Raw genomic sequence first — 21438 nt, forward strand, 5'->3', positions numbered from 1 at the left:
AAGAACGTCGGCGGATCGACGACTGCCGAAACCTACTGGGGCTTTATCAGACAATCATCAATGTTGTGCTCGGGTCGATCACGTTGCCCGTACGTGATCGGCGGCCTCTCGCCCTGGTCGGGTCGGACTTCAAGGGCAGCACCGGCACCCCGCCGAGGTCAGACGGTGACGCGGCTTGCCGGACGGCGGGCGGTGGGCAGCGAGGACACCTCGGCGGCGGGCCGTGGCACGTCGTTCGGCGTCACGTCGACCGACGAGATGCCGGCCGGAACGGCGTTCTGCACCGCTGCGGCACTCAGTTGATCGAGCGCAGCGTCGAGGCTGTCGAAGATCGGGAAGACCCCGTCGAGCTTCATGGTGTGCAGGACGGTACGGATGAACCTCGACGGGGCGGCGAGGCACAGCCGCCCACCCTGCTCGCGTACGTCCCGGTGGGCCCGGACGAGCATGCCCAGCCCGACTGAGTCGATGACCTGCACGTGGGTCAGGTCCACCACCACCGTCCCGGCCACGTCGAACGCGGCGCGCAGCGCGGTCCGCAGCGCGTCGCCGGTGCCCGGGTCGAGGTCGCTGTCGGCGGGAGCCGCCTCGGCGCTGCGGACCGACCCGCCGCGCTCGCTGTCACCGGGTGGGCTGCCCGGCGGCAGCGAACTGCACCGGGGGCAGCGGTGCGGACCGGTGGCGAACGGTGAACCGCTCCACCCGTGGTCGGAGACCAGCGTCCAGACAACCTCGGCGTCGGGCAGCACGCAGGCGGTGCCGGTGGTGGTGTCGCCACAGACGTCGCAGATCAGGGTCATCAGGTTGTCGTCCGGTACGACGGTCATCCTGCTTCCTCTCCGGTGCCGCGGCCGGTCGGCCGGGGTACGGAACTCGGGGCGGCGGGCGGAGCGCCGTCGCCGTGCGGACTACTCACCGGGAGTCGGAGCGTTCCTTGCCGGTCGTGGCGACCACGATCACCACCGCGATCGCGGCGAGCCCGGCCTGCACCACCAGGCCCAGCAGGCTGAACCCTTGAACGCCGGCGAGCCAGGCGGTGATGGCACCGAGCAGCGCGGCTACCGCGCCGATGGTCGTGGTGAGCCACAACGGCACGGCCGGGCGGCCGGGCAGGACCAGTCGGCCGAGGGCGCCGACGGCAAGGCCCACGGCGAGAGCCGCGACGATCCCGGCGCTGGTCATGCTGCTCCTCGTGCTCACGTTCTGCTGCGGTCGGCTGTGGTGGGGTCAGGTGCGCACGGTGACCGCGGCGCGGCCGTACGCGGCAGCGCGCGGCGCCGCACTCGGCGGCGGTGTCCCGCCGGCCGGTGGGCCAATACCCGCTCCGACGGAGGTAGCGGCGGCGGGGGCCGCTTCGGGGAGCGGGGCCGGGGCGGCTTCAGCGTCGGTGTGCACCGGCAGGATCTGGTCCAGCCGGGCGGTCTGCAGGATCCGGGTGATGCGCGGGTTCGGATTGCGCACCGCCAGCACACCTCCGGCGCGGACCATCCGGCGGTGCACGTCGAGCAGCAGGCCGATGGCGGCGGCGTCGATGTGTCGGCAGCCGGCCAGGTCGATCACGACCTGTTGGGGGCGCAGGGCCAGCAGCTGATCGAGGACCGCGCCGGTCTCGGGCAGGCAGCTCAGATCGAACTCGGTGATGGACACCTCCACCAGCGGCACCGAGCACTCGGGGCGTCGTGGTGCGGTCACGGCCAAGGCCCCCTCTCCTGCGGTCTCCAAGTGGCTCTCACCCTGCCCAGCGGGGTTGGCGGGCACCGCGCGGACGGATGACAGTTGCGTGACAAAACACCCTGTTGTCGATCGTGGTTGGCCCGGTGGTCAGGGCTTGGGGATGATTCCGGTATGACAGCGGTACTGGTGATCGAGGACGACGACCGGATCCGGCTGGCGTTGCTGCTCGCTCTGGAGGACGAGGGCTACGAGGCCCGGGGAGCGGCCACCGCCGAGGAGGGGCTGCGTACGCAGCGCCGGGATCCCGCCGACTACGTCCTGGTCGACCTGATGCTGCCCGGCATCGACGGCTTCGAGGGCATCCGCCAACTGCGCCGCGACGACGACGTCCCGATCGTCGTGGTCAGCGCCCGCGACGACACCCACGACATCGTCGCCGCGCTGGAGGCCGGTGCCGACGACTACGTGGTCAAGCCGGTGGCGATCAAGGAACTGACCGCCCGGCTGCGCGCCCTGCGCCGACGCGGTCGCGCGGTGACCGCGCCGGACGGCCCCGAGCCGGTACCGGTGCTCGCCTTCGGCGAGCTGGAGGTGAGCCCGGAGGCGGGGGAGGTGCGGCGGTCCGGCGAGCCGGTCGCGGTCACCCGTACGGAGTTCCGGTTGCTGTGCGAGCTGGCCGAACACGCCGGCCGGGTGCTGTCGCGTCAGCAGCTGCTCAGCCGGGTCTGGGGGTACGACAGCGGCGACGAACGGCTGGTCGACGTGCACGTCGGTCGGCTGCGCCAGAAGATCGAGGCCGACCCGGCCAACCCCCGGCATTTGGTGACGTTGCGCGGCCTCGGTTACAAACTGCAACGATGAGACGCCTCGGACTACGTGCCCGGGTCACCGCCGCGTTCGCGATCGGCGCGTTGCTGCTGTCCGCCTCGATGGCTCTGGTGTCGTACGAGCTGACCCGCCGCACCCTGCTCAACGAGCGGGAGCGCACCGTGCTGCGGGCGGCGTACTACGACGCGGCGGTGGTCCGCGCCGGCCTGAACACCGAGAACCCGGACGTCGCGGAGGCGCTGCGGGCGCTGGACACCGGCACCGGCCGACGACCCCTGGTGCTGCTCGACGGCGAGTGGTACGCCCGCAGCGCCGACACCGGGCTCACCACAATCGTTCCGGCCCAGCTCCAGGACCTGGTCTCGGCGGGGGAGCCGGCGGTGCAGCGGGTACGCCTCAACGACAGCCCGGTGATGTTGGTCGGGGTGCCGCTGTCCGAGTCGACCGCCTTCTACGAGATCGCCTCGCTGCGGGAGCTGGAGCAGACCTTCCAGGTGCTGGCGCTGGCGCTCACCGCGGTCGCAATCATGGTCGCCGGGTCGGGGGCGGCCCTCGGCTGGTACGCCACCCGGCACGGGTTGCGCCCGTTGACAGCCGTGGCCGACGCCGCCGAGCGGATCGCGGCCGGCGACTTCACCACCCGGCTCGCCCCGGACACCGACCCGGACCTGAACCGCCTTTCCACCTCCTTCAACCGGATGGTCGACGAGTTGGCCGGGCGGATCGACCGGGACCGGCGCTTCGCCGCCGACGTCAGCCATGAGCTGCGCTCGCCGTTGCAGACCCTTGCCGCGGCCGCGAGTGTGCTGTCCCGACGCCGGGAGAACCAGGACGAGCGGACCGCCACCGCCGCCCGGCTCGTCGCCGACGAGATCGAACGTTTTCAGCAACTCGTCAACGACCTGCTGGACCTGTCCCGTGGTGATCAGCCGGTGCACCGGGAGCCGGTGGACCTGCCCGAGCTGGCCCGCCAGGCGTGCCGGGACCGGGACCTGCCGGAGTCGATGGTGCAGCTGGCGGCGGGCACCCCGCCCAGTTGGCGGGTGGACCGCCGCCGCGTCACCCAGGTGTTGACCAACCTGCTGGACAACGCCGAGCGGTACGGTGCGGGGCCGATCGCGGTGCGGCTGTCGCACACCGCGGACACGGGCGTGATCGAGGTCGACGACGAGGGCCCGGGAGTGCCGATGGAAGACCGCGAGGTGATCTTCGACCGCTTCGTCCGGGGTCGGGCGGCCAACTACCGGGGCGGCGGCGACGGCACCGGCCTGGGGCTGGCCCTGGTGGCCCAGCACGCCGCCGCGCACGGCGGAGACGCCTCGGTCAGCGACCGCCCGGAGGGCGGCGCCCGGTTCCGCGTCACCCTGCCCGGGAGCGTCTCATGACCCGACCCGTCGCCGTCGGGCCCGCGTACGCCGGTCAACCTGCCCGGGCCGCGCGTACCGTTCGGGCCGGGTGGAAGGCCGGGGTAGCCCTGGTGGTGGCCACGGTGCTTGCCCTGCTCGGGGGGTGCGGGGTGCCCGCCGAGGACCAACCCCGCGCGGTCACCCCGCCACCCGTACCCTTTCCGTCCACCGCCACGGCGGCACCGACGGCGGCCGAGACCGGCGCGGTCACCGAGGTGCTCTACTTCTCCCGCGACGAACGCCTGGTGCCGGTGATCCGCCGCGCCGACCAGGTGCCCGCGCTCGACGCGCAGTTGCGGGCCCTGCTGGCCGGGCCGACCCCGGCCGAGCGCGACGACGGGCTGACCAGCGCCCTGCCGGGGGCCTTCACCAGCGCGGTGGTCGAGCTGGTCGACGGGTTGGCCCGGGTCACCGTCGGACTGACGGCGGTGGACACCGGCCGCATCGACGGTCGGCTGGCGTACGGTCAGATCGTCTGCACGCTCAGCGCCCGCACCGACGTCACGGCGGTGCTGTTCCTGGAGGGCGGCACGCCGTTGAGCGTCCCCCGGGCGGACGGTTCGCTGTCGTCGGGGCCGCTCACCGCGGCCGACTACGCCGTGTTGATCAATCCGCGTTGAGGAGAGGCGGACCACCCGACGCACGCGCAGCGCGACGACTCGTATCCTTTCCGCGAACCGTCGTGGCGACGACCGGAAAGGACTTGGTGTGAACGACCGGGCCGAGACGTTGGAGTTCCAGGCCGAGGCGCGTCAGCTGCTCCGGCTGATGGTCCACTCGATCTACTCGAACAAGGACGTGTTCCTCCGCGAGTTGATCTCGAACGCCTCCGACGCGCTGGACAAGCTGCGCCTGGCGTCGATGGTCGACAAGGATCTTGCCGTCGACACGGGCGACCTGCACATCGCCATCGAGGTCGACAAGGACGCCCGTACCCTCACCGTGCGCGACAACGGCATCGGCATGAGCCGCGACGAGGTGGTCTCCGTCATCGGCACGATCGCCAAGTCCGGCACCGCGGAGCTGCTGCGGCAGTTGCGCGAGGCCAAGGACGCGGGTGCCTCGCAGGAGCTGATCGGTCAGTTCGGCGTGGGCTTCTACGCCGCGTTCATGGTCGCCGAGCGGGTCGAGCTGGTCACCCGGCGGGCCGGCGAGAGCGGCGGTACCCGCTGGGAGTCCACCGGCGAGGGCACCTACACCATCACCGAGCTGGACGACGCTGCCCAGGGCACGGCGGTGACCCTGCACCTCAAGCCCGCCGACGCCGATGACAACCTGCACGACTACACGGCCGAGTGGACGATCCGGGAGATCGTGAAGCGCTACTCCGACTTCATCGCCCACCCGATCCGGATGACCGTCGAGCGGCCCGGCGCCGACGACGCCCCCGCCACCACCGAGACCGTGACCCTCAACTCGATGAAGGCGCTGTGGGCCCGCCCACGCGGCGAGGTCGAGCCCGCCGAGTACCACGAGTTCTACAAGCATGTCAGCCACGACTGGGCGGACCCGCTCGAAACCATCCACATGCGCGGGGAGGGGACCTTCGAGTATGAGGCGTTGCTGTTCATCCCCACCCACGCGCCGCTGGACCTGTTCTCCCCGCAGGGGCGCCGGGGGGTGCAGCTCTACGTCAAGCGCGTCTTCATCATGGACGACTGCGACGCGTTGATGCCCAACTACCTGCGGTTCATCAAGGGTGTGGTGGATGCCCACGACCTGTCGCTGAACATCTCCCGGGAGATCCTCCAGCAGGACCGGCAGATCCGCGCCGTACGCCGCCGCCTGGTCAAGAAGATCCTCGCCACGGTCAAGGAACTCAAGACCGACCAGCCGGAGCGGTACCGCACCTTCTGGACCGAGTTCGGGCCGGCGGTCAAGGAGGGCCTGCTGGAGGACACCGACAACCAGGAAACCCTGCTGGAGATCCTCTCGGTGGCCTCGACCCACGACCCGGCCGAGCAGACCGACCTGGCCGGCTACGTGGAACGCATGCGGGAGGGGCAGAGCGACATCTACTACGCGACCGGCGAGAACCGGGTCACCATCGAGAACTCCCCGCACATGGAGGCGTTCCGCGCCAAGGGCTACGAGGTGCTGCTGCTCACCGACCCGGTCGACGAGGTCTGGGTCGAGCGGGTGGGCAGCTACGCCGGCAAGGCGCTGCGCTCGGTCGCCAAGGGGCAGGTCGACCTGGACACCGAGCAGGAGCGTACCGAGGCCGAAGCCGAGCGGGAGCGGCAGCGCACCGAGTACGCCGACCTGCTCGGCTGGATGGGCACCGTGCTGGCGGACAACGTCAAGGAGGTCCGGCTGTCGTCGCGGCTGACCACCTCGCCCGCCTGCGTGGTCGGCGACGCCCACGACATCACGCCCACCCTGGAGAAGATGTACCGGGCGATGGGGCAGGAGGTGCCGAAGGTCAAGCGGATCCTGGAGATCAACCCGACTCACCCGCTGGTCACCGGCCTGCGCAAGGCACACGAACAGGGCGGCAGCGGCGACGCCCTGGCGGAGACCGCCGAGCTGCTCTACGGCACCGCGCTGCTCGCCGAGGGTGGCGACCTGGCCGACCCGTCGCGGTTCGCCCGGATCCTCGCCGACCGCCTCGCCCGCACCCTGTAGCCACCCTCGCTCCCGGGATCGAGTGGCGTCGCAGCCAACTCGATCCCGGGAGCGGGCCTGATCGTCGCGGTGTCGGCGGGCCCCCACATCATGGCGTCGAGACGCGGGGCGGCATGGGGTCTCGACGTCGGTCGGGGCGGCGGGTCAGCGGGTGAGGCCGGCGAGCGTGCTCAGCCGCGCCACGCCGGCCGGTGCGGGGCGGCCTCGGGCGATCTCCGCCAGCAGGGTACGCGCCGACGACCGCGACCGGACCTCGGCCGGCGCCACCGCGTCGGCGGCGACCAGCATCCGGCCGGCGCCGAGCAGGTCGCCCGCGAGCAGGTACGCCCGTGCGGCGTCCACCAGGTAGGCACCCCGGTACTCGGCCGGCAGCCGCCGCCACCCGTCGCGCCGGACCACCGCCTCGTGCCGGCACACCGCCTCGGCAGCCTCACCCCGTTCCACCGCCACCAGCACCCGCGCCAACTCCACCACGACCGGCCCGAAACACGTACGCTGCGCGTCCTCCCCGGCACTTCGCCCGCTACCAGCGCGTTCGGGTGACGCGTCCGCGAGAGCGGCGGCCCGGTCGAGCAGATGCCCGGCCTGTCGAGCCTCGCCGCAGGACGCGGCGGCGAGCGCGGCCTGGAGCAGCAGCGTGCCACCCACCGCGGTAGCGCCCGGCGTCGGATCCGGCGCTCCCGCCGCCGGAGACAGCGGCACCAGCCGTACGGCGCGAGGTCAACGCGAGCCGTTCCCGACCCGCGGCGCGTAACGCCTGCCCGACCGAGATGGCCGCCGCGCCGGCCAACAACGCGTCACCGCCCGCCACCGTCGCCGCCCGATCGGCGGCCAGCCAGGTGAGATCCGGCTCGCCCAGCTTCACCAGCACGGACGAGGCGATCCGGTACACCTGCATCAGCAGTTCGGCATCGGTCCGCGGGATGCCCCGCGCAGCGTCCAGCAGCCCCGGGAGCAACCGGACCACCTGCGGATACCGCGCATGCTGGTAGGTCAACCAGGCGTGCCCGACCTGTCGCCGCACCTGGACCACCGGCACCTGGCACTCCACCAGGGGAAACGTTCCGTACCGGGCCAGCGCGATCCGCACTCCGTCGAGCCCGTCCACCGGCACGGTGCCGACGAACGCCGCCGGTCGTTCGCCGATCAGTACCGCCGGCTCGACCCGCAGCACGTCGGCGATCTGCCGGATCACCGAGAACTTGTCCAGGGCACGGGCACCCCGTTCCACCTTGTCCACCCAGCTCTTTGACTTACCGAGCCGGTCGGCGAGCGCCTGCTGGGTCATCCGCCGTCGGGCCCGCCACTGGGCTACCCGCCGCCCGATCGGCACCTCGCTCCTACCGGTCACGTCGCCACCGCCGATCCGGTGCCGCCCGCGTGGTCTCGTCCACCGGAATCCGCTCCGCCTCGGCCTGCTCCAACAACCGCCGCCTGGCAGCGTCCCGCTCAGCGCCCTCGATCTGCTCGCCCCGGCTCACAGATTCCTCGTCCTGCGCGTTCATTGCACCTCCACCGATCTCTGCCGCGAGACCTCGGTCAGGAGGGGCTGACCACCGAATCCTTCGTCCGGGCTGCGTGGCGCGCACCGCCTCCTCCCGTGCGATCCGTCGGACAACACGGGCGGGTGAAGGGGTTTCTATCTCATCGGGCCGAAGAGGACGGCTGTCCTCTCCGAATCGGACAGTAGGAGGAAGTGGTGACTGAGCAATTACTGGCAGTTATGTGGCGAGCCTGATGCCCATTCGAACAGCCAGCAGCCGAAGATCATCTGGGACAGCCCGACGCCTTGCCCGCTGGGCGAGGGACACCACCGCGTCGCGCGCGAGGGGGTTCAGCGCGAACGGGATGGGTGCGGCTCGCTCGGCCTGTACGAATGCGCCCAGCGCTTCCGCGTCTCGACGGCCGGTTTCCGCCAAGGCGCGGCCAAGGTCGAGCCAGTAGGACAGTTGCCGGTTCGTCGCTGCGAGCACCTGCGGTCGGACAGTGCGGGAAAGTTCGATCACCCGGCCCATCTCGCCCTGCTCCGCCGCGATGGACATCTGCCAGAGCCCGACGTTGGTCGGCCCGAAGCCGCAGCCGTTGAAGCCGCCCCCGTCGACCGGATCGCCGAGACTGGCCGCCTCCCGGGTCGCCTCGGCAAGATGGTCGCGAGCGACGTCCAGGCGACCGTCCACGGTCGAGGTCAACGCGGCCGAGAGGTGCAGTTGGCCGAGCATCTGACGCACCCGCACGTCGCCGGCGTCGGCCTGCAACTCGGCAAGTGACCGGTCGGCGGCCTTGGCCGCGAGCGCCGCCGACTCGATCGGCAGGCTCTGCACGTAGGCGAAGCGCGCCGCTGCCATCCAGGCAGGATCCTCGACGTTCCCGGCCGCCGACACCGCAACCCGGGCTGCATTCAGCGCCAGGTGCCGGTATCCGAGATGCCGAAGACATGTCGACGCCTGGTAGGCGGCCTGCGCAAGTGTCGGACCGCCCACGGCGGCAGCCTCCACCAGCAGGTTGGGAAGCATCCGGGCCATGGCCGGGTAGTTGCAGCTCATGCGGAGCCGGTCGCTTCGTTCGATGTCGCCAGTCAGCTGTTCGCCGGCACGCGTCGGGGGCCGCCGCTCGCCGTCTTCGATTTCGATCAGCGCCGACCAGATCGCCGGCACGCACTCCGCCGCCCGCTCCCGGGCATTGGCCAAGTCGGGCACCGCCGTGGTTTCGGCGCGCAGAAGACACGGCGGTATCACTGCAGGAGTGGAGTTTCTGGTGGCTGGGTACCACTGGCCGGCATGAGTGCGAGTGTGCTTGTGGATCCGGACCGGCCTGCGCCCGCCGTGGCGGTCGGCACCGTCGCGGTCGTGGCCCACCGGAAGAAGAACCTCGGTGGCGGCCTGGACGAGCTGCGCGCCGCCCTCGTCGGCGCGGGCGTCGAACATCTGCTGTGGTACGAGGTGCCCAAGAGCCGTAAGGCACCGAAGAAGGTCCGCAAGGCGCTCGACAAGGGGGCCGAGCTGGTCTTCGTCTGGGGCGGCGACGGCATGGTCCAACGCTGCGCCGACACCCTCGCCGGATCCCGCGTACCGATGGCGATCCTGCCCGCCGGCACTGCCAACCTGTTCGCCACCAATCTGGGCGTTCCCGAGGATCTGCGCGAGGCGGTCCGGATCGGTCTGCACGGCCGGCGGCGGCGGCTCGACCTGGGCAAGCTCAACGGCGAGCACTTCGCGGTGATGGCCGGTGCCGGCTTCGACGGTGACCTCATCCGCGAGGCCGACCGGGAGATGAAGGGCCGCCTCGGCCGGCTCGCCTACGTGTGGACCGGGCTGCGTCACGTGCGCGGGGAGCTGACCCGGACCCGGATCACCGTCGACGGTGCCCTCTGGTTCGACGGTGAGGCAAGTTGCGTCCTGTTCGGCAACGTCGGCACCATCACCGGCGGCATTCCCGCCTTCGACGATGCCCGCCCCGACAGCGGCTCGCTGGAGATCGGTGTCTCCACCGCCAGCGGTGCCGTCGACTGGGCCCGGACCCTCGGCAAGATGGCCACCGGCCGTTCCGACGACTCCAAGTTCGTGCGGATCACCCGGGGACGAAAGGTCAAGGTCCGCTTCGCCGACCCCAAGACGTACGAGCTGGACGGCGGTGCCCGCAGCAAAGCCCGGAAGCTGAAGGTACGTGCCGTGCCCGCCGCCCTGACCGTATGCTGCCCCGACCGGGACGCCGAGGAGGCGGCCGAGTTGCCGCAAGGGGCGTGACGCGGCCGAGGCCGTTCCGCCCAGGCAGTTGGTCCGAAGGCGCTCATCTCGTCGTTACTGTGAACCACTGTGCCTGAGGGAGCTCCGCGGAATTTCGTCAGAGAATGCCGAGCGCAGGACGTCCCCGTCATCACCGGATTGGCATGGGCGTCGGCGAGGACAACGCGCGGGCGTTTGCGCTGTACCTCCGACTCGGGTACGAGGACACCGGCTTCCGCTACCTCGACCGGTACCACTACCTGGATGACCGTGGAACGCGTCACGAGGTTGCGGAGCCCTGCCGTTTCCTGGTCAAGTCGCTCCAGCGCGCCGCCGTACGGGAACGCGGCGTCCGATCACCGCCGGACAGTTGACCCTTGGTCGACCAGGCTTTGGGTCATGAACAACGCACTTGACGGCAAGGTGGCTCTGGTCACCGGAGGTAGTCGTGGGATTGGCGCCGCGGTGGCGTTGCGCCTGGCCGCAGAGGGCGCCGATGTGGCGCTGACGTTCCAGCGGAATCAGCAACGCGCCGAGGGCGTGGTGGATCAGATCAAGGCCGCGGGTCGGCGGGCGGTCGCCGTGCGGGCGGACAGCGCCGACCCGGCGGCCGTGGTCGGCGCGGTCGACCGGGTGGCCGACGAATGGGGTCGGTTCGACACCCTGGTCAACAACGCCGGCGCGTTCCTGCTCGGCCCGTTGGAGGATCTGAGCCTCGATGAGTTCGACCAGACGGTAGCGGTAAACGTCCGGGCGCCGTTCGTCGCCACCCAGGCGGCGGTGCGCCACATGCCGGCCGGTGGGCGGATCATCAACATCGGCAGCAACGTGGCCGAGCGGGCAGTCTTCCCGGGCTTCTCGCTGTACGCGATGAGCAAGACCGCCCTGATCGGACTGACCAAGGCACTTGGACGCGAACTCGGCGGCCGGGCGATCACCGTCAACCTGGTGAACCCAGGGGCCACGGACACCGAACTGAACCCGGCCGACGGCCCCAACGCCGAGACGATCAACGGGTTCACCGCCCTCGGTCACTACGCGGATCCCGGCGACGTGGCTGCCGCGGTGGCGTTCCTTGCCGGCCCGGACGGGCGCTACATCACCGGAGCGACGATCAACGTCGACGGCGGCTTCACCATCTGATCCCCGGTTCAACGCCGTCCTGTCCACCCTGGCTGGGCTGAGGCTCAGCCAGGGTGGGCGAGAGCTGCCAGCCGGGACAGCAGCTGCGTACGGATGTTCCGCTGGCCCTCGTCGTCGGTCCGCGACCACGGGCATGCCACGTCGAACGCCACCACGCGGTCAGTCGCGAACAGCCGCCCGCAGGCGGCCACAACAGCGTCTGCGGGCGGTCCGTTCGGTACCGGGAAACGGAGACCGGGCACCTCGCCCGAGTCGATGACATCCACATCGATATGCAGGACCAGCGGCCCGGACGGCACGGTGTCCGCGGAAACCTCGGAGACCGGGATCCGGCGGGTCGCGCTGACGGCCAGATACTCGACCTCGGCAGGATCCAGATCCCGCGCGTCGACCAACACGGTGCGCTCCGCCGGCACCGACCGCAACCCGATCACGTCGGCGTACCTGTCGGAATGCGCACCGTTCAGCAGCCGCAGCGAAAGACCTCCCAGGTAGCCCGATGTGCTCGTCTGCAAGGTGTGCACGTCACCATGGGCGTCAAACCAGACAACCGCCGGGTTGACTCCCGCTTGTTGCACCCCGGCGACGGTGCCGCCAGCAACCATGCAGTCGCCGGAGAGCACCACCGGTATGCCGCCGGCCGCAACCACCGGCGACACTGCCGCCGCAGTAGCGGAACACACCCCCGCCATGCGCTGCCAGGCATCTCCGTCGAGTACCTGCGACCGAACAGTGATATCCGCCGACACCGGGATCTCATCGTCCAGCAGTCGCTCATCTTGGTGGTAGGGCACCAGGATCGTCGTCACGCCTCACCCTAGCCAGGTGCGAGCCAGGACCGACACCGACATCGAAGCTCCTCGGTATGTCGTCTGCTTGACCTCAAGCGAGGTTGAGGTCCGAGGATCGTGCCATGGGTGAGATCGAGAAGTCGGTAGCCAGGGTCGCGGTCATCGGCACCGGAGCCATCGGTAGCGCGGTGGCCTATCGCCTACTGCGAAGCGGGCACGATGTCACGGTCTGGAACCGTACCGGAAGTCGGGCGACCGAACTGGTGGCCGCCGGGGCACTACCAGCGCGGTCCATTCGGGAGGCAGTGTCAGCAAGCTCCCTCGTCTTCCTGACCCTCAAGGATTTCGCAGCGGTGGAGCAGTGCCTTGCCCAGCTCGACATGGACCTGTCCGGGCGCACGCTTGTCGGGATGTACACGGGGACCGCCAGTGAGGCGCGGGTAGCGGCCCGGCGGGTAACCAGCCGAGGCGCACATTACCTCGACGCGGGGATCCAAGCCTCGCCCGAGATGATCGGCACCGATACCGCGACCATCCTCTACAGCGGATCTCCGTACGCCTTCGAGCAGCATCGGACGGTCCTCGGTCTGCTGAGCACGCCGCGCTTTGTCGGTGAAGCGCCGGATGCAGCTGCGGTCTGGGACCTCGCCCTGTTCGGCGTCTGGTACGACGCCCAACTGGGCCTGCTACGAGCCCTGGAAACGGCACGCGCGGCTGGTGTCGACGTGGTCGAATTCTCCCGCACGGCGAGTACTCAGCTCAGCCACGTCGTGGCGGCGGTTCCCAGCACCGTCTCGGAGATGCAGCGGGCCACCTACCCGCCAGGTCCCGCAGACCTCACTGAACATTTGACTGTCCTCCGTCATCTCAGCGCGCTGCGGGCCGACCGACGTCTCGGCGATGGCGGATTAGCAGCGGTGGCGGCGCGAGTCGAAGCGCTCATCGCAGACGGCCGCGGCGGCGAGGGCCTGACCGCAACTGTCGGGTAGCGAAAGTTCGAACCGCACGATCGGCTGGCCCGGTTCTCCTCCTGCGTCAGAGCGGCAACCTCATACAATCTGATCCTCGGATTCGGAACGACGGGGGTCGATGATGCGGGCAGGGAAGACCAGTTCGTTGGTGGCTGCTGCCCCGCTGGCCGTGCTGTTGCTCGGCTGCGCCGCCCCCGGCGCCGGGGGCGACGACGTGCAGGCGACACCTACGAGCACGTCGGCGTCGCCCACAGTGGTGGCGAAGCCGGCCGCTCCGCAGGCGGGCGTACCCAACAACCATGCCGACAACAACGGCTGGAAGCGACGGCACGAGCTCTCCACCGCGGACCAGCGCACCGGGCAGAAGCTCGCCGCGCGGATCCGGCCCAGGCTCGAGGCACTACGCGAGGCTGGGGACTTCGCACCGGAGTCCACCCAGCGAGTGCTGCTCGACCTGGGCATCGAGGCAGACGCGATCGAGGTCACCACCATGCGAACGCCGATCGGGCAGGAGACGACGCCCCCGCCGGGTGCCGTGTACGCGGTGCGCTTCGCGGACGTGGGCTGTGTGATCGGGTCCGTGCGGCCCGACCGGGTCATGGTCAGGGTCACCGGCTCGGCTGCCGAATTCGGGTGCCTGGAGCCCTTCTCGCATTGACGCCGTCCGGCGCAGCTCGCGACGTCAGCCCGGGACGACCGGCCGACGCGGGGGAGGGGCGCGACGGTGAACGGTCGCGCCGACGTCGCCAGGTCAGCGGGCATACGGTGAGGCAGACGGCGGCCGCGAGGACGAGCGGTGGGCGTGGGCCGAGCAGCACGGCGGCGGAGCCGAGCGGAGTCATCGCCGCGATCGGCCCGAACATGACCGTGTTGGCGGTGGCGGCGACCCGACCGAGCAGCGCGTCGGGACTATGTGTCTGGACGGCGGTGACGGCGGCGACCAGCGCCCACGGCAGTCCGAGGCCGCCCAGCACCGACGCGGTGACCACTCCCGGCCACCAGGGCAGGCACCGGACCAGGCAACTGAGCGCGAAGAGTCCGGTACCGGCCAGGGCCACGGCCGTGGGGCCGAGCCGGGAAATCAGCCGGCCGGCGACCAGTCCAGCCGCGACCGAGCCGGCGCCCTGGGCGCTGAGCAGGACACCCAGGAACGTCGCCGGTAGGCCGAGCGTGTCGGTGACGACGGCGTAGCCGGCGGCGGTGGTGAAGCCGGACATGCCGATGGCGACTCCGGCCAGGACCACAGGTCGTCGGATGGACGCCGCGCCGAACAGAACGGCCAACCCGACTCGGACTCCCCGGTCCGGTTGCGCGACCGGCGGCGGCGTGCGGGTCAGGCGCAGCGCCGCGAAGCCGGCTGCGGCGAGGGCCGGCAGGCCGGCGGCGAGCAGGGCGACCAGGTGGCCGCCCTGCCAGGTGTACAGGCCGGCACCGGCCAACGGGGCCACCAGCTTGACGCCTTCCTGGGCACTGGAGCGCCATCCGTTCACCCGTCCGAGCTGGACCGGCGACAGAGCCGCCGGCAGCAGCGCGCTCTCGCCTGCGTCGACCAGGACGTACGCGATGCCGTAGACCGTGGCCACGCAGAACAGCAGCCACACCTGGCCGGGGCCACGGACCGCCAGCAGGCTGGGCAGGGTGGCGGCGAGGGTCAGGTTGGCCGCGATGACGAGCGGGCGCCGGGGCAGCCGGTCGACGAGCACGCCGAGCCACGGGCCGCCGAGGGTGGGGGCGTACCCGCAGAGGCCGGCGAGCGCGGCCAGGCCGGGGGAGCCGGTGAGGTCGAGGATCCAGATGCCGGTGACCAGGGCCATCGCGCTGCCGCCGAGGCCGGACAGCAGGGATACCGCCACGAACAGGATCGCGTTGCGCCGCACGAGCCCTCCGGAATTGAGTCAGAGTGGCTCACAGCGTCCTGTCTTGAGTCGCACGAAGGCAATAGTTGGGCTCGACGTCAACGTTGCATTGACAGCGCCTCGGCGAGGCGGCGGGTGATGGCGTGTACCGGGGTGGGCAGTCCGGAATCGGCGGCCGGCAGGTCGGCACGGATCCGGGCGGCCAGGTCGTACAGGGCACCCGGCTCGGCCTCCAGCGCGAGCACGGTGGTGCGGCGGGTCAGCGCGGCCCGGGGAAAGCGGCTGTCCCAGCGACGGTCGGCGTCGATCCAGCGCCGCAGGTCGGTGAGGAGGCCGCGCAGTGCTGCCACCTCGGCCGGCCAGCGCCTGTCGGAGTCGGTCCGGCGGGCCGTACGCGCGGCGGCCAGGCGCTGGCGGCGCTGTTCGGCGGCCTGGCGACTGCCCAGCCCGAGGGCTTCGGCGACCTGGTTCCAGGTGGCGCCGGCCTGCCGGGCCCGGTCGATGAGATCGAGTTCGGTTTCGTCGAGCCGGTCCCGGGCGGACGGGATGTCGGCGAGTTGATCGAGCGGGTCGAGCACCCGTCAACGCTACATTGACACCTCGGTCCGGCCTGGCTCGCTCAAGCGGCGGCGGACTGGCGGCGGGAGTGGTCCGTCGACCAGGTCGGCCGGGCGGTCGGGTCCGCCCAGGTGTCGTCCCGGCTGGCAGCAGGAGCTGTCGTCTCGTCGGCCGTACCGCCCTGGGCGAGGTTGAGCGCCCGCTGGGCCTGCTGCCACGGTTCGCACGGCCAGTTCTGACCGGCGCACAGCAGGTGGGTGCAGCCACCGTCCTCGCCCGGCGCGTGCGCGTCGGCGACGTCCAGGGCGAGCCGCCACAACAACGGGTCGGTGACCCCGGCGGGGCGGTCGGTTGTGTGGTGGTGCCGGTCGATGGCGTTCTCGGACACGCGTGATCCCCCTCGTTGTCGAGCCTCACGCTCTTGATCTCCAGTCTGCACGCAGGTCAAACACGAGTTCCGGGACCGTCGGGCGGGGTGGGCGCGGTCACCGGGGGCGGGGCCGCCGATGATTGACAGATCCCTATCTGCGGGCGAAGGATGTCGGCATCTCGATCACTCCTACGACCCGGATGCGCGACGCTGCGTAATCGGCGATGCGGGCAGCGTCGACCGCCGAGCGCGTCGCCGTGACTGCCCCGCAGGCTGGGGCGGCCCGGCCGGTCCGCGCTGAACCCGCTGCCTCCGTGCCGCGCGCCGAGAAGAGGGGCGACCGCCTCATGTCCAAGGTCCGTACGGGCTTGCGCTGGCGACCCCAGCTGCCCGCCGCCACCGCGCTGGCCGCCTTCGCGGCCGTGCTGCTGTTGGTCAATCCCGCTGCGGCGATCGTGCCGCAGGCCGCCGCGCCGGTGACCGCGCCCGCCGACCTCGGCCGGCTCGCCGACGAGCGGGCCAGCGTGGTCGAGGTGATCCTGGCCGACAACGCCGAACTGGACGCTCTGGTGGCCACCGGCGTCGACCTCGACCATCACATCACCCACACCGGTGACGGCATCGTCGTGCACGCCGTGGTGACCGGCAACGAGGTCGCCACGCTGACCCGGGCCGGCTACACCTTCGGCAAGGTGCTGCACACTCCGGAGGACGCGGCGCAGCGGGTGGCCGAGCGGGAGGCCACCATCGCCGCCCACCTGGCCGAGAACCGGGAGTACGCGGCAGCGGCCGACTTCTCGGCCCGGTCCACGGTCTCCGACGTCAAAATCATCCGGGCGGACTACTACACCTCCGGTGACACGCAGGTGCTCTCGGTCGAGGCGAAGTGGGCGCAGGGGCAGACCGACGCCAGCCCGTTGACCGTCGAGCGGGACAGCGGGCCGGGCACCGAGATCGGCTCCGGCGGCACCCAGACCATCTCCCGGTTCGTCGACGCCGGTGTCTACCTCTACCACCGGGGCGCGGCGCAGGTGACCAGTCGCCCGGCGTACGTGCGGATCACCAGTCCGAGCGGTGACATGGCGGTGGCCAAGGTCAACGAGTGGCTGCCCATTCCGCCGAAGGACCCCGAGGGACCGGGCTACATGAAGGACTTCGTGGCCAGCTACCTGACCCCCACCGAGCTGTACGACCGGATCAAGGCCCTGTCCGCGCAGTACCCGAAGATCTCGGAGATCGTCGAGTTGCCGTACCGGACCAACGGCTACCGGCGTAAGGCGCAGGCCGTGCTCGGCACCGCCAACGACAGCCGGGTCGCGGTCGACTCGCTGGCCTGGGGCCACCAGGGCGGCAACGACATCTCCGTCGAGCTCGCCGATCCCGGCGTCGCCGACGCACCCTTGGCGGTGACCGTCACCGGCACCCAGGTCAGCGTCGACCTCGCCACCGACGGCAGCGGCACCGTCACCAGCACCGCCGAGCAGGTCGTCGCCGCGCTCAATGCGCAGGCGGGGACGCTGCTGACCGCGTACACCTATCGGGGCAGCCCGGGCACCGGCGTGGTCGCGCCGGTCGCGCGCACCGCGCTCTCCGACGGCCTCGCCGCGCCGGCGTCGGTCTCCCGCGACCCGCACCCGGTGTACGCCATCCGCATCGGCAAGCACCGCGACGGCTCCCGGCTCGGGGTGCTCGCGTACGCCCAGGAACACGCCCGGGAGTGGGTGCCGCCGCTGGTCACCATCGAGACCGCCGAGCGGCTGCTGCGCAACTACGCGCACGACCGCAAGACCCGCGACCTGGTGGACAACCTCGACATCTGGATCGCTCCGTCGATCAACCCGGACGGCGGGCACTACTCCTTCTACGACTTCAACTCCCAGCGCAAGAACATGACAAACCACTGCGCCGCGGAGGCGCCGGCGGACTTCCTCGGCCGCAACTCGTGGGGCGTGGACAACAACCGCAACTACACCGAGTACAGCCTGTTCGACGGCTACGCGGGCGCGTCGACCAGCTGCACCAGCGGCACGTACGCCGGGCCGAGCGAACTGTCGGAGCCGGAGAACCGCAACGTCGACTGGCTGGCGTCCCGGCCGAACATCACGTTCTCGATGAACCTGCACTCGTCGGGTAACTACTTCATGTGGTCGCCCGGCTCGTACGCGGTCCCCGGCCGGGTCTCCGCGCCGCGACCGACGCTGGCCGAGGAGTCGCTGTTCTGGGGCGCATCGTCGCGGATCCTGACCGCCATCAAGCGGCACCGCAACCTGGCGGTCACCCCGGCGCGGACCGGCCCGATCGCCGACGTGCTGTACTCGGCGGCCGGCAACTCCGGTGACATGCTCTGGTACAAGTACGGCATCTACGCCTGGAACTTCGAGGTCGGCACCTCGTTCCAGCCAGCTTGGCAGGAGGCGCACGCCGAGACGATGGAGTTCGCCAACGGCCTGACCGAGATGCTGCGGGTGGCCCGGGACTTCGACACGGACCGGAAGCGGCCGAGAAGCTCGCTGTCGGTGAGCGCGAGCGCCACCCCGGGCATGGTGGACGTGACCTTCTCCACCAGCGAACCGGCGGCGGTGTTCTACACCCTGGACCGGAGCCGGCCCACCTACGCCTCCACGCTCTACGGCTCGGCCGGCATCCGGGAGGGCGGTGAGACGCTGACCATCCCCGTCGGTACGACAGTGCACTGGTTCTCCGTCGACGCGGCCGGCAACGTGGAGCGCAACTACAAGCCCGACGGTCGGGGCAACAACCACAACAAGCAGAAGGTCAAGGCGCCGAAGCGCTGACCGGACGCCTCGGCGAGCCGTGGGTGCCGCGGAGATCTGCCGGCACCCACGGCTTGACCTTGACAGAGTGACAAGGTCTTCACTGTGTCGAGGAGGTGATCCGGATGAGCAGGCCCCGGGAGGCCACGGACACGGTGCGGATTCTGCGCGGACTGTCGAGCGACAGCTCGTCGGTGCGGCTGCGGGCGGCGATGGCGGCCGGTACGGCTCCCGACCCCGGCTTCGTCGACACGCTCGTGGAGCGCTGCGCGGTCGAGCCCGAGTTCTCCGTACGCGAGATGCTCACCTGGGCTCTCATCCGGCACCCGGCCGAACTGACCGTGCCCCGCCTCGTCGCGGAACTTCGCTCGGAAACCGCCCAGGCCCGCAGCCAGGCGCTGCACACGCTGTCCAAGATCGGAGACCGGCGGGCGTGGCCGGCGATCACCCGGGCGTTGCTGACCGACGCCGACGACGAGGTGGCCCGCAGCGCCTGGCGGGCGGCGGTGGTGCTGGTACCTCAAGGTGGCGAGCCAGCCCTGGCCGAGGTGCTGGCGACCCAGCTCGGGCGCGGCGGGCGGGAGACGCAGTTGAGCCTCAGCCGGGCGCTGATCGCGCTCGGGGAGGTGATCATGCCGATCCTGCGGGCCGCCGCACGCGATGCCGACCCAGGGGTACGTCAGCACGCGATCGCCACGGAACGTCTGCTCGACGACCCGGACGCCGGCTTCGCATTCGCGATCGAGGAGGCGAAGCGCGTGGTGGCCCTCGGCGAGAACGATCGGAAGCGGTGACCGGCGGTGTTGATCGGTGAGGTGGCGCGACGGTCCGGCGTCAGTGCCCGCATGCTCCGGCATTACGAGTCGCTCGGTCTGGTCGAGCCGACGGGCCGCAGCGGGGCCGGCTACCGGGAGTACTCCAGCGACGACATCCGCCGGATCTTCCACATCGAGAGCCTGCGGTCGTTGGGGCTGTCGCTGCGGGAGGCCCGGCGGGCGCTTGACGAGCCCGGCTTCACCCCGGCACAGCTCGTCGAGGATCTGATCCAGCAGACCCGGGAGCGGATCGCGGCGCAGACGGAGCTGCTCACCCGCCTGCGTCGGATCGGGGCCGCGCAACCCGCCGACTGGGCGGACGTGCTCCAGGTCGTCGCCCTGCTCCAGGCCCTCGGCTCGGAGAACGCCGGGCGACGCCAACGCGCGGCCCTGTCCTCGACCGGCGAGGCGGCGGTGCCGGTGGAGGCACTGGTCGAGGCGGTACTGAGCGAGTCGGACCCGAACGTCGCCGGTGCCCTTCGCTGGGCGCTGGCGCAGTCGGCCGACGGCGCCGCCGCGCTGCTGGCAGCGGGGCTCGACGAACCCGACCCAGAGGTACGCAAACGCGCCGTCAAGTCCCTCGCCGAGATCCCGGACGACGACGCGACCGCGCTGCTGCGGGACGCCCTCGCCAACCCCGACCTCGTCGTCCGCAGGTATGCGGCACTCGCGCTCGGGGCACGGGGCGTGGCCGAGGCGATCCCGACCCTGATCGAGATGGTCGTCGAGGAGACGAACGAGGCCGACGCAGCCGACGCACTGACTGCGCTGGCCGGTGAGCCCGCGCTCGCGGAACAGATCGCCGGCCGCCTGGTCGCGCGCCTCGGCAGCGACGGCGTCGCCTCACCCGTACGTAGTCGGCTGACGCAGGCGCTCGCCGACATTCCCGGGAGCGCTGCCGCCCGCGCCCTCGGCGAGCTGTCCCAGGACGCGGACCGCACCGTCGCGCTCACCGCCAGTTACGTGCTCAGGCTGCGCGCCGGGCGATAGCCGGGCCCGGTCCCATCGGGGGCCGCCGACCGCCATGATGAGACGGTGAAAATCCTGTCCATCCAGTCCTCGGTCGCCTATGGTCACGTCGGCAACTCGGCGGCGGTGTTCCCGTTGCAGCGGCTCGGCCACGAGGTCTGGCCGGTGCTGACCGTGCACTTCTCCAACCACACCGGCTACGGCGCGTGGCGCGGCCCGCTGCTGGCCCCCGCCGACGTCGCCGAGGTGATCGCCGGCATCGCCGACCGTGGTGTGCTCGGCGACGCCGACGCGGTGCTCTCGGGCTACCAGGGGGATCCGGCGATGGGCGCGGTGATCCTCGACGCGGTGACCCTGGTGAAGACCGCCAACCCGGACGCCCTCTACTGCTGCGACCCGGTGATGGGCGACGTCGGCCGGGGCATGTTCGTCCGGCCCGGCATCCCGGAGTACCTGCGCGACGTGGTGGTGCCGCGCGCGGACATCGTCACCCCCAACCAGTTCGAGCTGGAGTTCCTCGCCGGCCGACCGACGAACACGGTCGACGACCTGCTGGCCGCCGTCGACGCGGTACGCGCCACCGGGCCCCGGCACGTCCTGGTGACCAGCGTGCTGCACGGCGACCTGCCGGCGGACACGCTGGAGGTGGTGGCCGTCTCGGACGCCGGTGCCTGGGCGGTGACCACCCCGCTGCTGCCCATCAACCCCAACGGTGGTGGCGACGTCACCGCCGCCCTGTACCTGGCGCACCTGTCCACGACGGGTTCGCCGGCCACGGCGCTGGAACGCACCACCGCATCGATCTTCGCGGTGCTGGAGGCCACCCTGGCAGCCGGCACCCGGGAACTTCAGCTGATCGCCGCCCAGTCGGCGATCGCCGATCCGCCGGCCCGATTTCCCGCCCGCCGGCTGCGGTAGCCAACCGCGGCGGCGCTC

General features: G+C 71.1%; 24 protein-coding genes. 13 read left to right on the forward strand and 11 right to left on the reverse strand.

What is annotated here, in order from left to right; all coding sequences use genetic code 11:
• Positions 1–158: 158 nt before the first annotated feature.
• The 3 genes from O7624_RS30105 to O7624_RS30115 all read right to left on the reverse strand — a co-directional run bounded on the left by O7624_RS30105 (position 159) and on the right by O7624_RS30115 (position 1692).
• The gene (locus O7624_RS30105) at positions 159–827 is read right to left on the reverse strand and encodes an STAS domain-containing protein (RefSeq protein WP_282238294.1); all 669 of its coding nucleotides are present in this window, start codon (positions 825–827) and stop codon (positions 159–161) included.
• Positions 828–912: 85 nt separating this feature from the next.
• Positions 913–1182, reverse strand: coding sequence for a GlsB/YeaQ/YmgE family stress response membrane protein (locus O7624_RS30110; protein WP_093405816.1), 270 nt, complete (start codon positions 1180–1182; stop codon positions 913–915).
• 45 nt (positions 1183–1227) lie between these two features.
• Positions 1228–1692: an STAS domain-containing protein gene (locus O7624_RS30115; RefSeq protein ID WP_282238295.1), complete on the reverse strand. Its 465-nt coding sequence runs from the start codon at positions 1690–1692 to the stop codon at positions 1228–1230.
• 153 nt (positions 1693–1845) lie between these two features.
• Here O7624_RS30115 and O7624_RS30120 point away from each other — a divergent pair, with 153 nt between their 5' ends.
• The 4 genes from O7624_RS30120 (at position 1846) to htpG (ending at position 6533) form a co-directional block, all read left to right on the forward strand.
• On the forward strand, positions 1846–2535 hold the full coding sequence (locus O7624_RS30120; RefSeq protein ID WP_093405811.1) for a response regulator transcription factor: 690 nt from the start codon (positions 1846–1848) through the stop codon (positions 2533–2535).
• Positions 2532–3887 carry a HAMP domain-containing sensor histidine kinase gene (locus O7624_RS30125; RefSeq protein WP_093405809.1) on the forward strand — a complete coding sequence of 452 codons (1356 nt, stop codon included), beginning with the start codon at positions 2532–2534 and terminating at the stop codon, positions 3885–3887. Before O7624_RS30120 ends, O7624_RS30125 begins: the two co-directional genes overlap by 4 nt.
• Positions 3884–4528 (forward strand): GerMN domain-containing protein, encoded by a 645-nt coding sequence (locus O7624_RS30130; protein WP_282238296.1) that lies wholly within the window; start codon positions 3884–3886, stop codon positions 4526–4528. Before O7624_RS30125 ends, O7624_RS30130 begins: the two co-directional genes overlap by 4 nt.
• Before the next feature lie 88 nt (positions 4529–4616).
• The gene (gene htpG, locus O7624_RS30135; RefSeq protein WP_282238297.1) at positions 4617–6533 is read left to right on the forward strand and encodes a molecular chaperone HtpG; all 1917 of its coding nucleotides are present in this window, start codon (positions 4617–4619) and stop codon (positions 6531–6533) included.
• Between the two features lie 144 nt (positions 6534–6677).
• Here htpG and O7624_RS30140 read toward each other — a convergent pair whose 3' ends face one another.
• The 4 genes from O7624_RS30140 to O7624_RS30155 all read right to left on the reverse strand — a co-directional run bounded on the left by O7624_RS30140 (position 6678) and on the right by O7624_RS30155 (position 9187).
• Positions 6678–7007, reverse strand: a complete 330-nt coding sequence (locus O7624_RS30140) for a hypothetical protein (protein ID WP_282238298.1) — start codon at positions 7005–7007, stop codon at positions 6678–6680.
• A gap of 49 nt (positions 7008–7056) precedes the next feature.
• Positions 7057–7884, reverse strand: a complete 828-nt coding sequence (locus O7624_RS30145) for a helix-turn-helix domain-containing protein (RefSeq protein WP_282238299.1) — start codon at positions 7882–7884, stop codon at positions 7057–7059.
• Positions 7874–8038, reverse strand: a complete 165-nt coding sequence (locus O7624_RS30150; protein WP_282238300.1) for a hypothetical protein — start codon at positions 8036–8038, stop codon at positions 7874–7876. Before O7624_RS30150 ends, O7624_RS30145 begins: the two co-directional genes overlap by 11 nt.
• A 216-nt stretch (positions 8039–8254) precedes the next feature.
• Positions 8255–9187 carry an XRE family transcriptional regulator gene (locus O7624_RS30155; protein WP_282238301.1) on the reverse strand — a complete coding sequence of 311 codons (933 nt, stop codon included), beginning with the start codon at positions 9185–9187 and terminating at the stop codon, positions 8255–8257.
• Between the two features lie 123 nt (positions 9188–9310).
• Between O7624_RS30155 and O7624_RS30160 the strand changes: the two genes are divergently transcribed.
• The 3 genes from O7624_RS30160 to O7624_RS30170 all read left to right on the forward strand — a co-directional run bounded on the left by O7624_RS30160 (position 9311) and on the right by O7624_RS30170 (position 11398).
• Complete coding sequence (locus O7624_RS30160; protein WP_282238302.1) at positions 9311–10276, forward strand: diacylglycerol kinase family protein; 966 nt, start codon at positions 9311–9313, stop codon at positions 10274–10276.
• Between the two features lie 143 nt (positions 10277–10419).
• Positions 10420–10629, forward strand: coding sequence for a hypothetical protein (locus O7624_RS30165; RefSeq protein ID WP_282238303.1), 210 nt, complete (start codon positions 10420–10422; stop codon positions 10627–10629).
• A 25-nt stretch (positions 10630–10654) separates the two neighbouring features.
• Positions 10655–11398, forward strand: coding sequence for a 3-oxoacyl-ACP reductase family protein (locus tag O7624_RS30170; protein ID WP_282238304.1), 744 nt, complete (start codon positions 10655–10657; stop codon positions 11396–11398).
• A gap of 44 nt (positions 11399–11442) precedes the next feature.
• Here the strand turns inward: O7624_RS30170 and O7624_RS30175 are convergent, their stop codons facing one another.
• Positions 11443–12207 carry an arginase family protein gene (locus tag O7624_RS30175; RefSeq protein WP_282238305.1) on the reverse strand — a complete coding sequence of 255 codons (765 nt, stop codon included), beginning with the start codon at positions 12205–12207 and terminating at the stop codon, positions 11443–11445.
• 104 nt (positions 12208–12311) lie between these two features.
• Between O7624_RS30175 and O7624_RS30180 the strand changes: the two genes are divergently transcribed.
• Entirely contained in the window at positions 12312–13178 is an 867-nt protein-coding gene (locus O7624_RS30180; protein WP_282238306.1) for an FAD-dependent oxidoreductase, read from the forward strand.
• Positions 13179–13308: 130 nt separating this feature from the next.
• Positions 13309–13818: a hypothetical protein gene (locus O7624_RS30185; RefSeq protein ID WP_282238307.1), complete on the forward strand. Its 510-nt coding sequence runs from the start codon at positions 13309–13311 to the stop codon at positions 13816–13818.
• Here O7624_RS30185 and O7624_RS30190 read toward each other — a convergent pair.
• From O7624_RS30190 to O7624_RS30200, 3 genes are all read right to left on the reverse strand, one after another.
• A complete protein-coding gene (locus tag O7624_RS30190; protein ID WP_282238308.1) occupies positions 13769–15037 on the reverse strand; it encodes an MFS transporter in 1269 nt (422 codons plus the stop codon). The genes O7624_RS30185 and O7624_RS30190 overlap by 50 nt on opposite strands.
• 77 nt (positions 15038–15114) lie before the next feature.
• Positions 15115–15594 carry a hypothetical protein gene (locus O7624_RS30195; RefSeq protein ID WP_282238309.1) on the reverse strand — a complete coding sequence of 160 codons (480 nt, stop codon included), beginning with the start codon at positions 15592–15594 and terminating at the stop codon, positions 15115–15117.
• 41 nt (positions 15595–15635) lie between these two features.
• Complete coding sequence (locus tag O7624_RS30200) at positions 15636–15962, reverse strand: hypothetical protein (RefSeq protein WP_282238310.1); 327 nt, start codon at positions 15960–15962, stop codon at positions 15636–15638.
• A 329-nt stretch (positions 15963–16291) separates the two neighbouring features.
• On the opposite strand from O7624_RS30200, the gene O7624_RS30205 reads away from it, so the two are divergent.
• The 4 genes from O7624_RS30205 (at position 16292) to pdxY (ending at position 21420) form a co-directional block, all read left to right on the forward strand.
• A complete protein-coding gene (locus tag O7624_RS30205; RefSeq protein WP_282238311.1) occupies positions 16292–18739 on the forward strand; it encodes a M14 family metallopeptidase in 2448 nt (815 codons plus the stop codon).
• Between the two features lie 104 nt (positions 18740–18843).
• The gene (locus O7624_RS30210) at positions 18844–19512 is read left to right on the forward strand and encodes a HEAT repeat domain-containing protein (protein ID WP_282238312.1); all 669 of its coding nucleotides are present in this window, start codon (positions 18844–18846) and stop codon (positions 19510–19512) included.
• A gap of 6 nt (positions 19513–19518) precedes the next feature.
• On the forward strand, positions 19519–20523 hold the full coding sequence (locus O7624_RS30215) for a MerR family transcriptional regulator (protein ID WP_282238313.1): 1005 nt from the start codon (positions 19519–19521) through the stop codon (positions 20521–20523).
• Positions 20524–20568: 45 nt separating this feature from the next.
• Positions 20569–21420, forward strand: a complete 852-nt coding sequence (gene pdxY, locus O7624_RS30220) for a pyridoxal kinase PdxY (RefSeq protein WP_093406123.1) — start codon at positions 20569–20571, stop codon at positions 21418–21420.
• Positions 21421–21438 lie beyond the last annotated feature (18 nt).

This window comes from Verrucosispora sp. WMMD1129 (genome assembly GCF_029581255.1).
Classification (GTDB): domain Bacteria; phylum Actinomycetota; class Actinomycetes; order Mycobacteriales; family Micromonosporaceae; genus Micromonospora; species Micromonospora sediminimaris.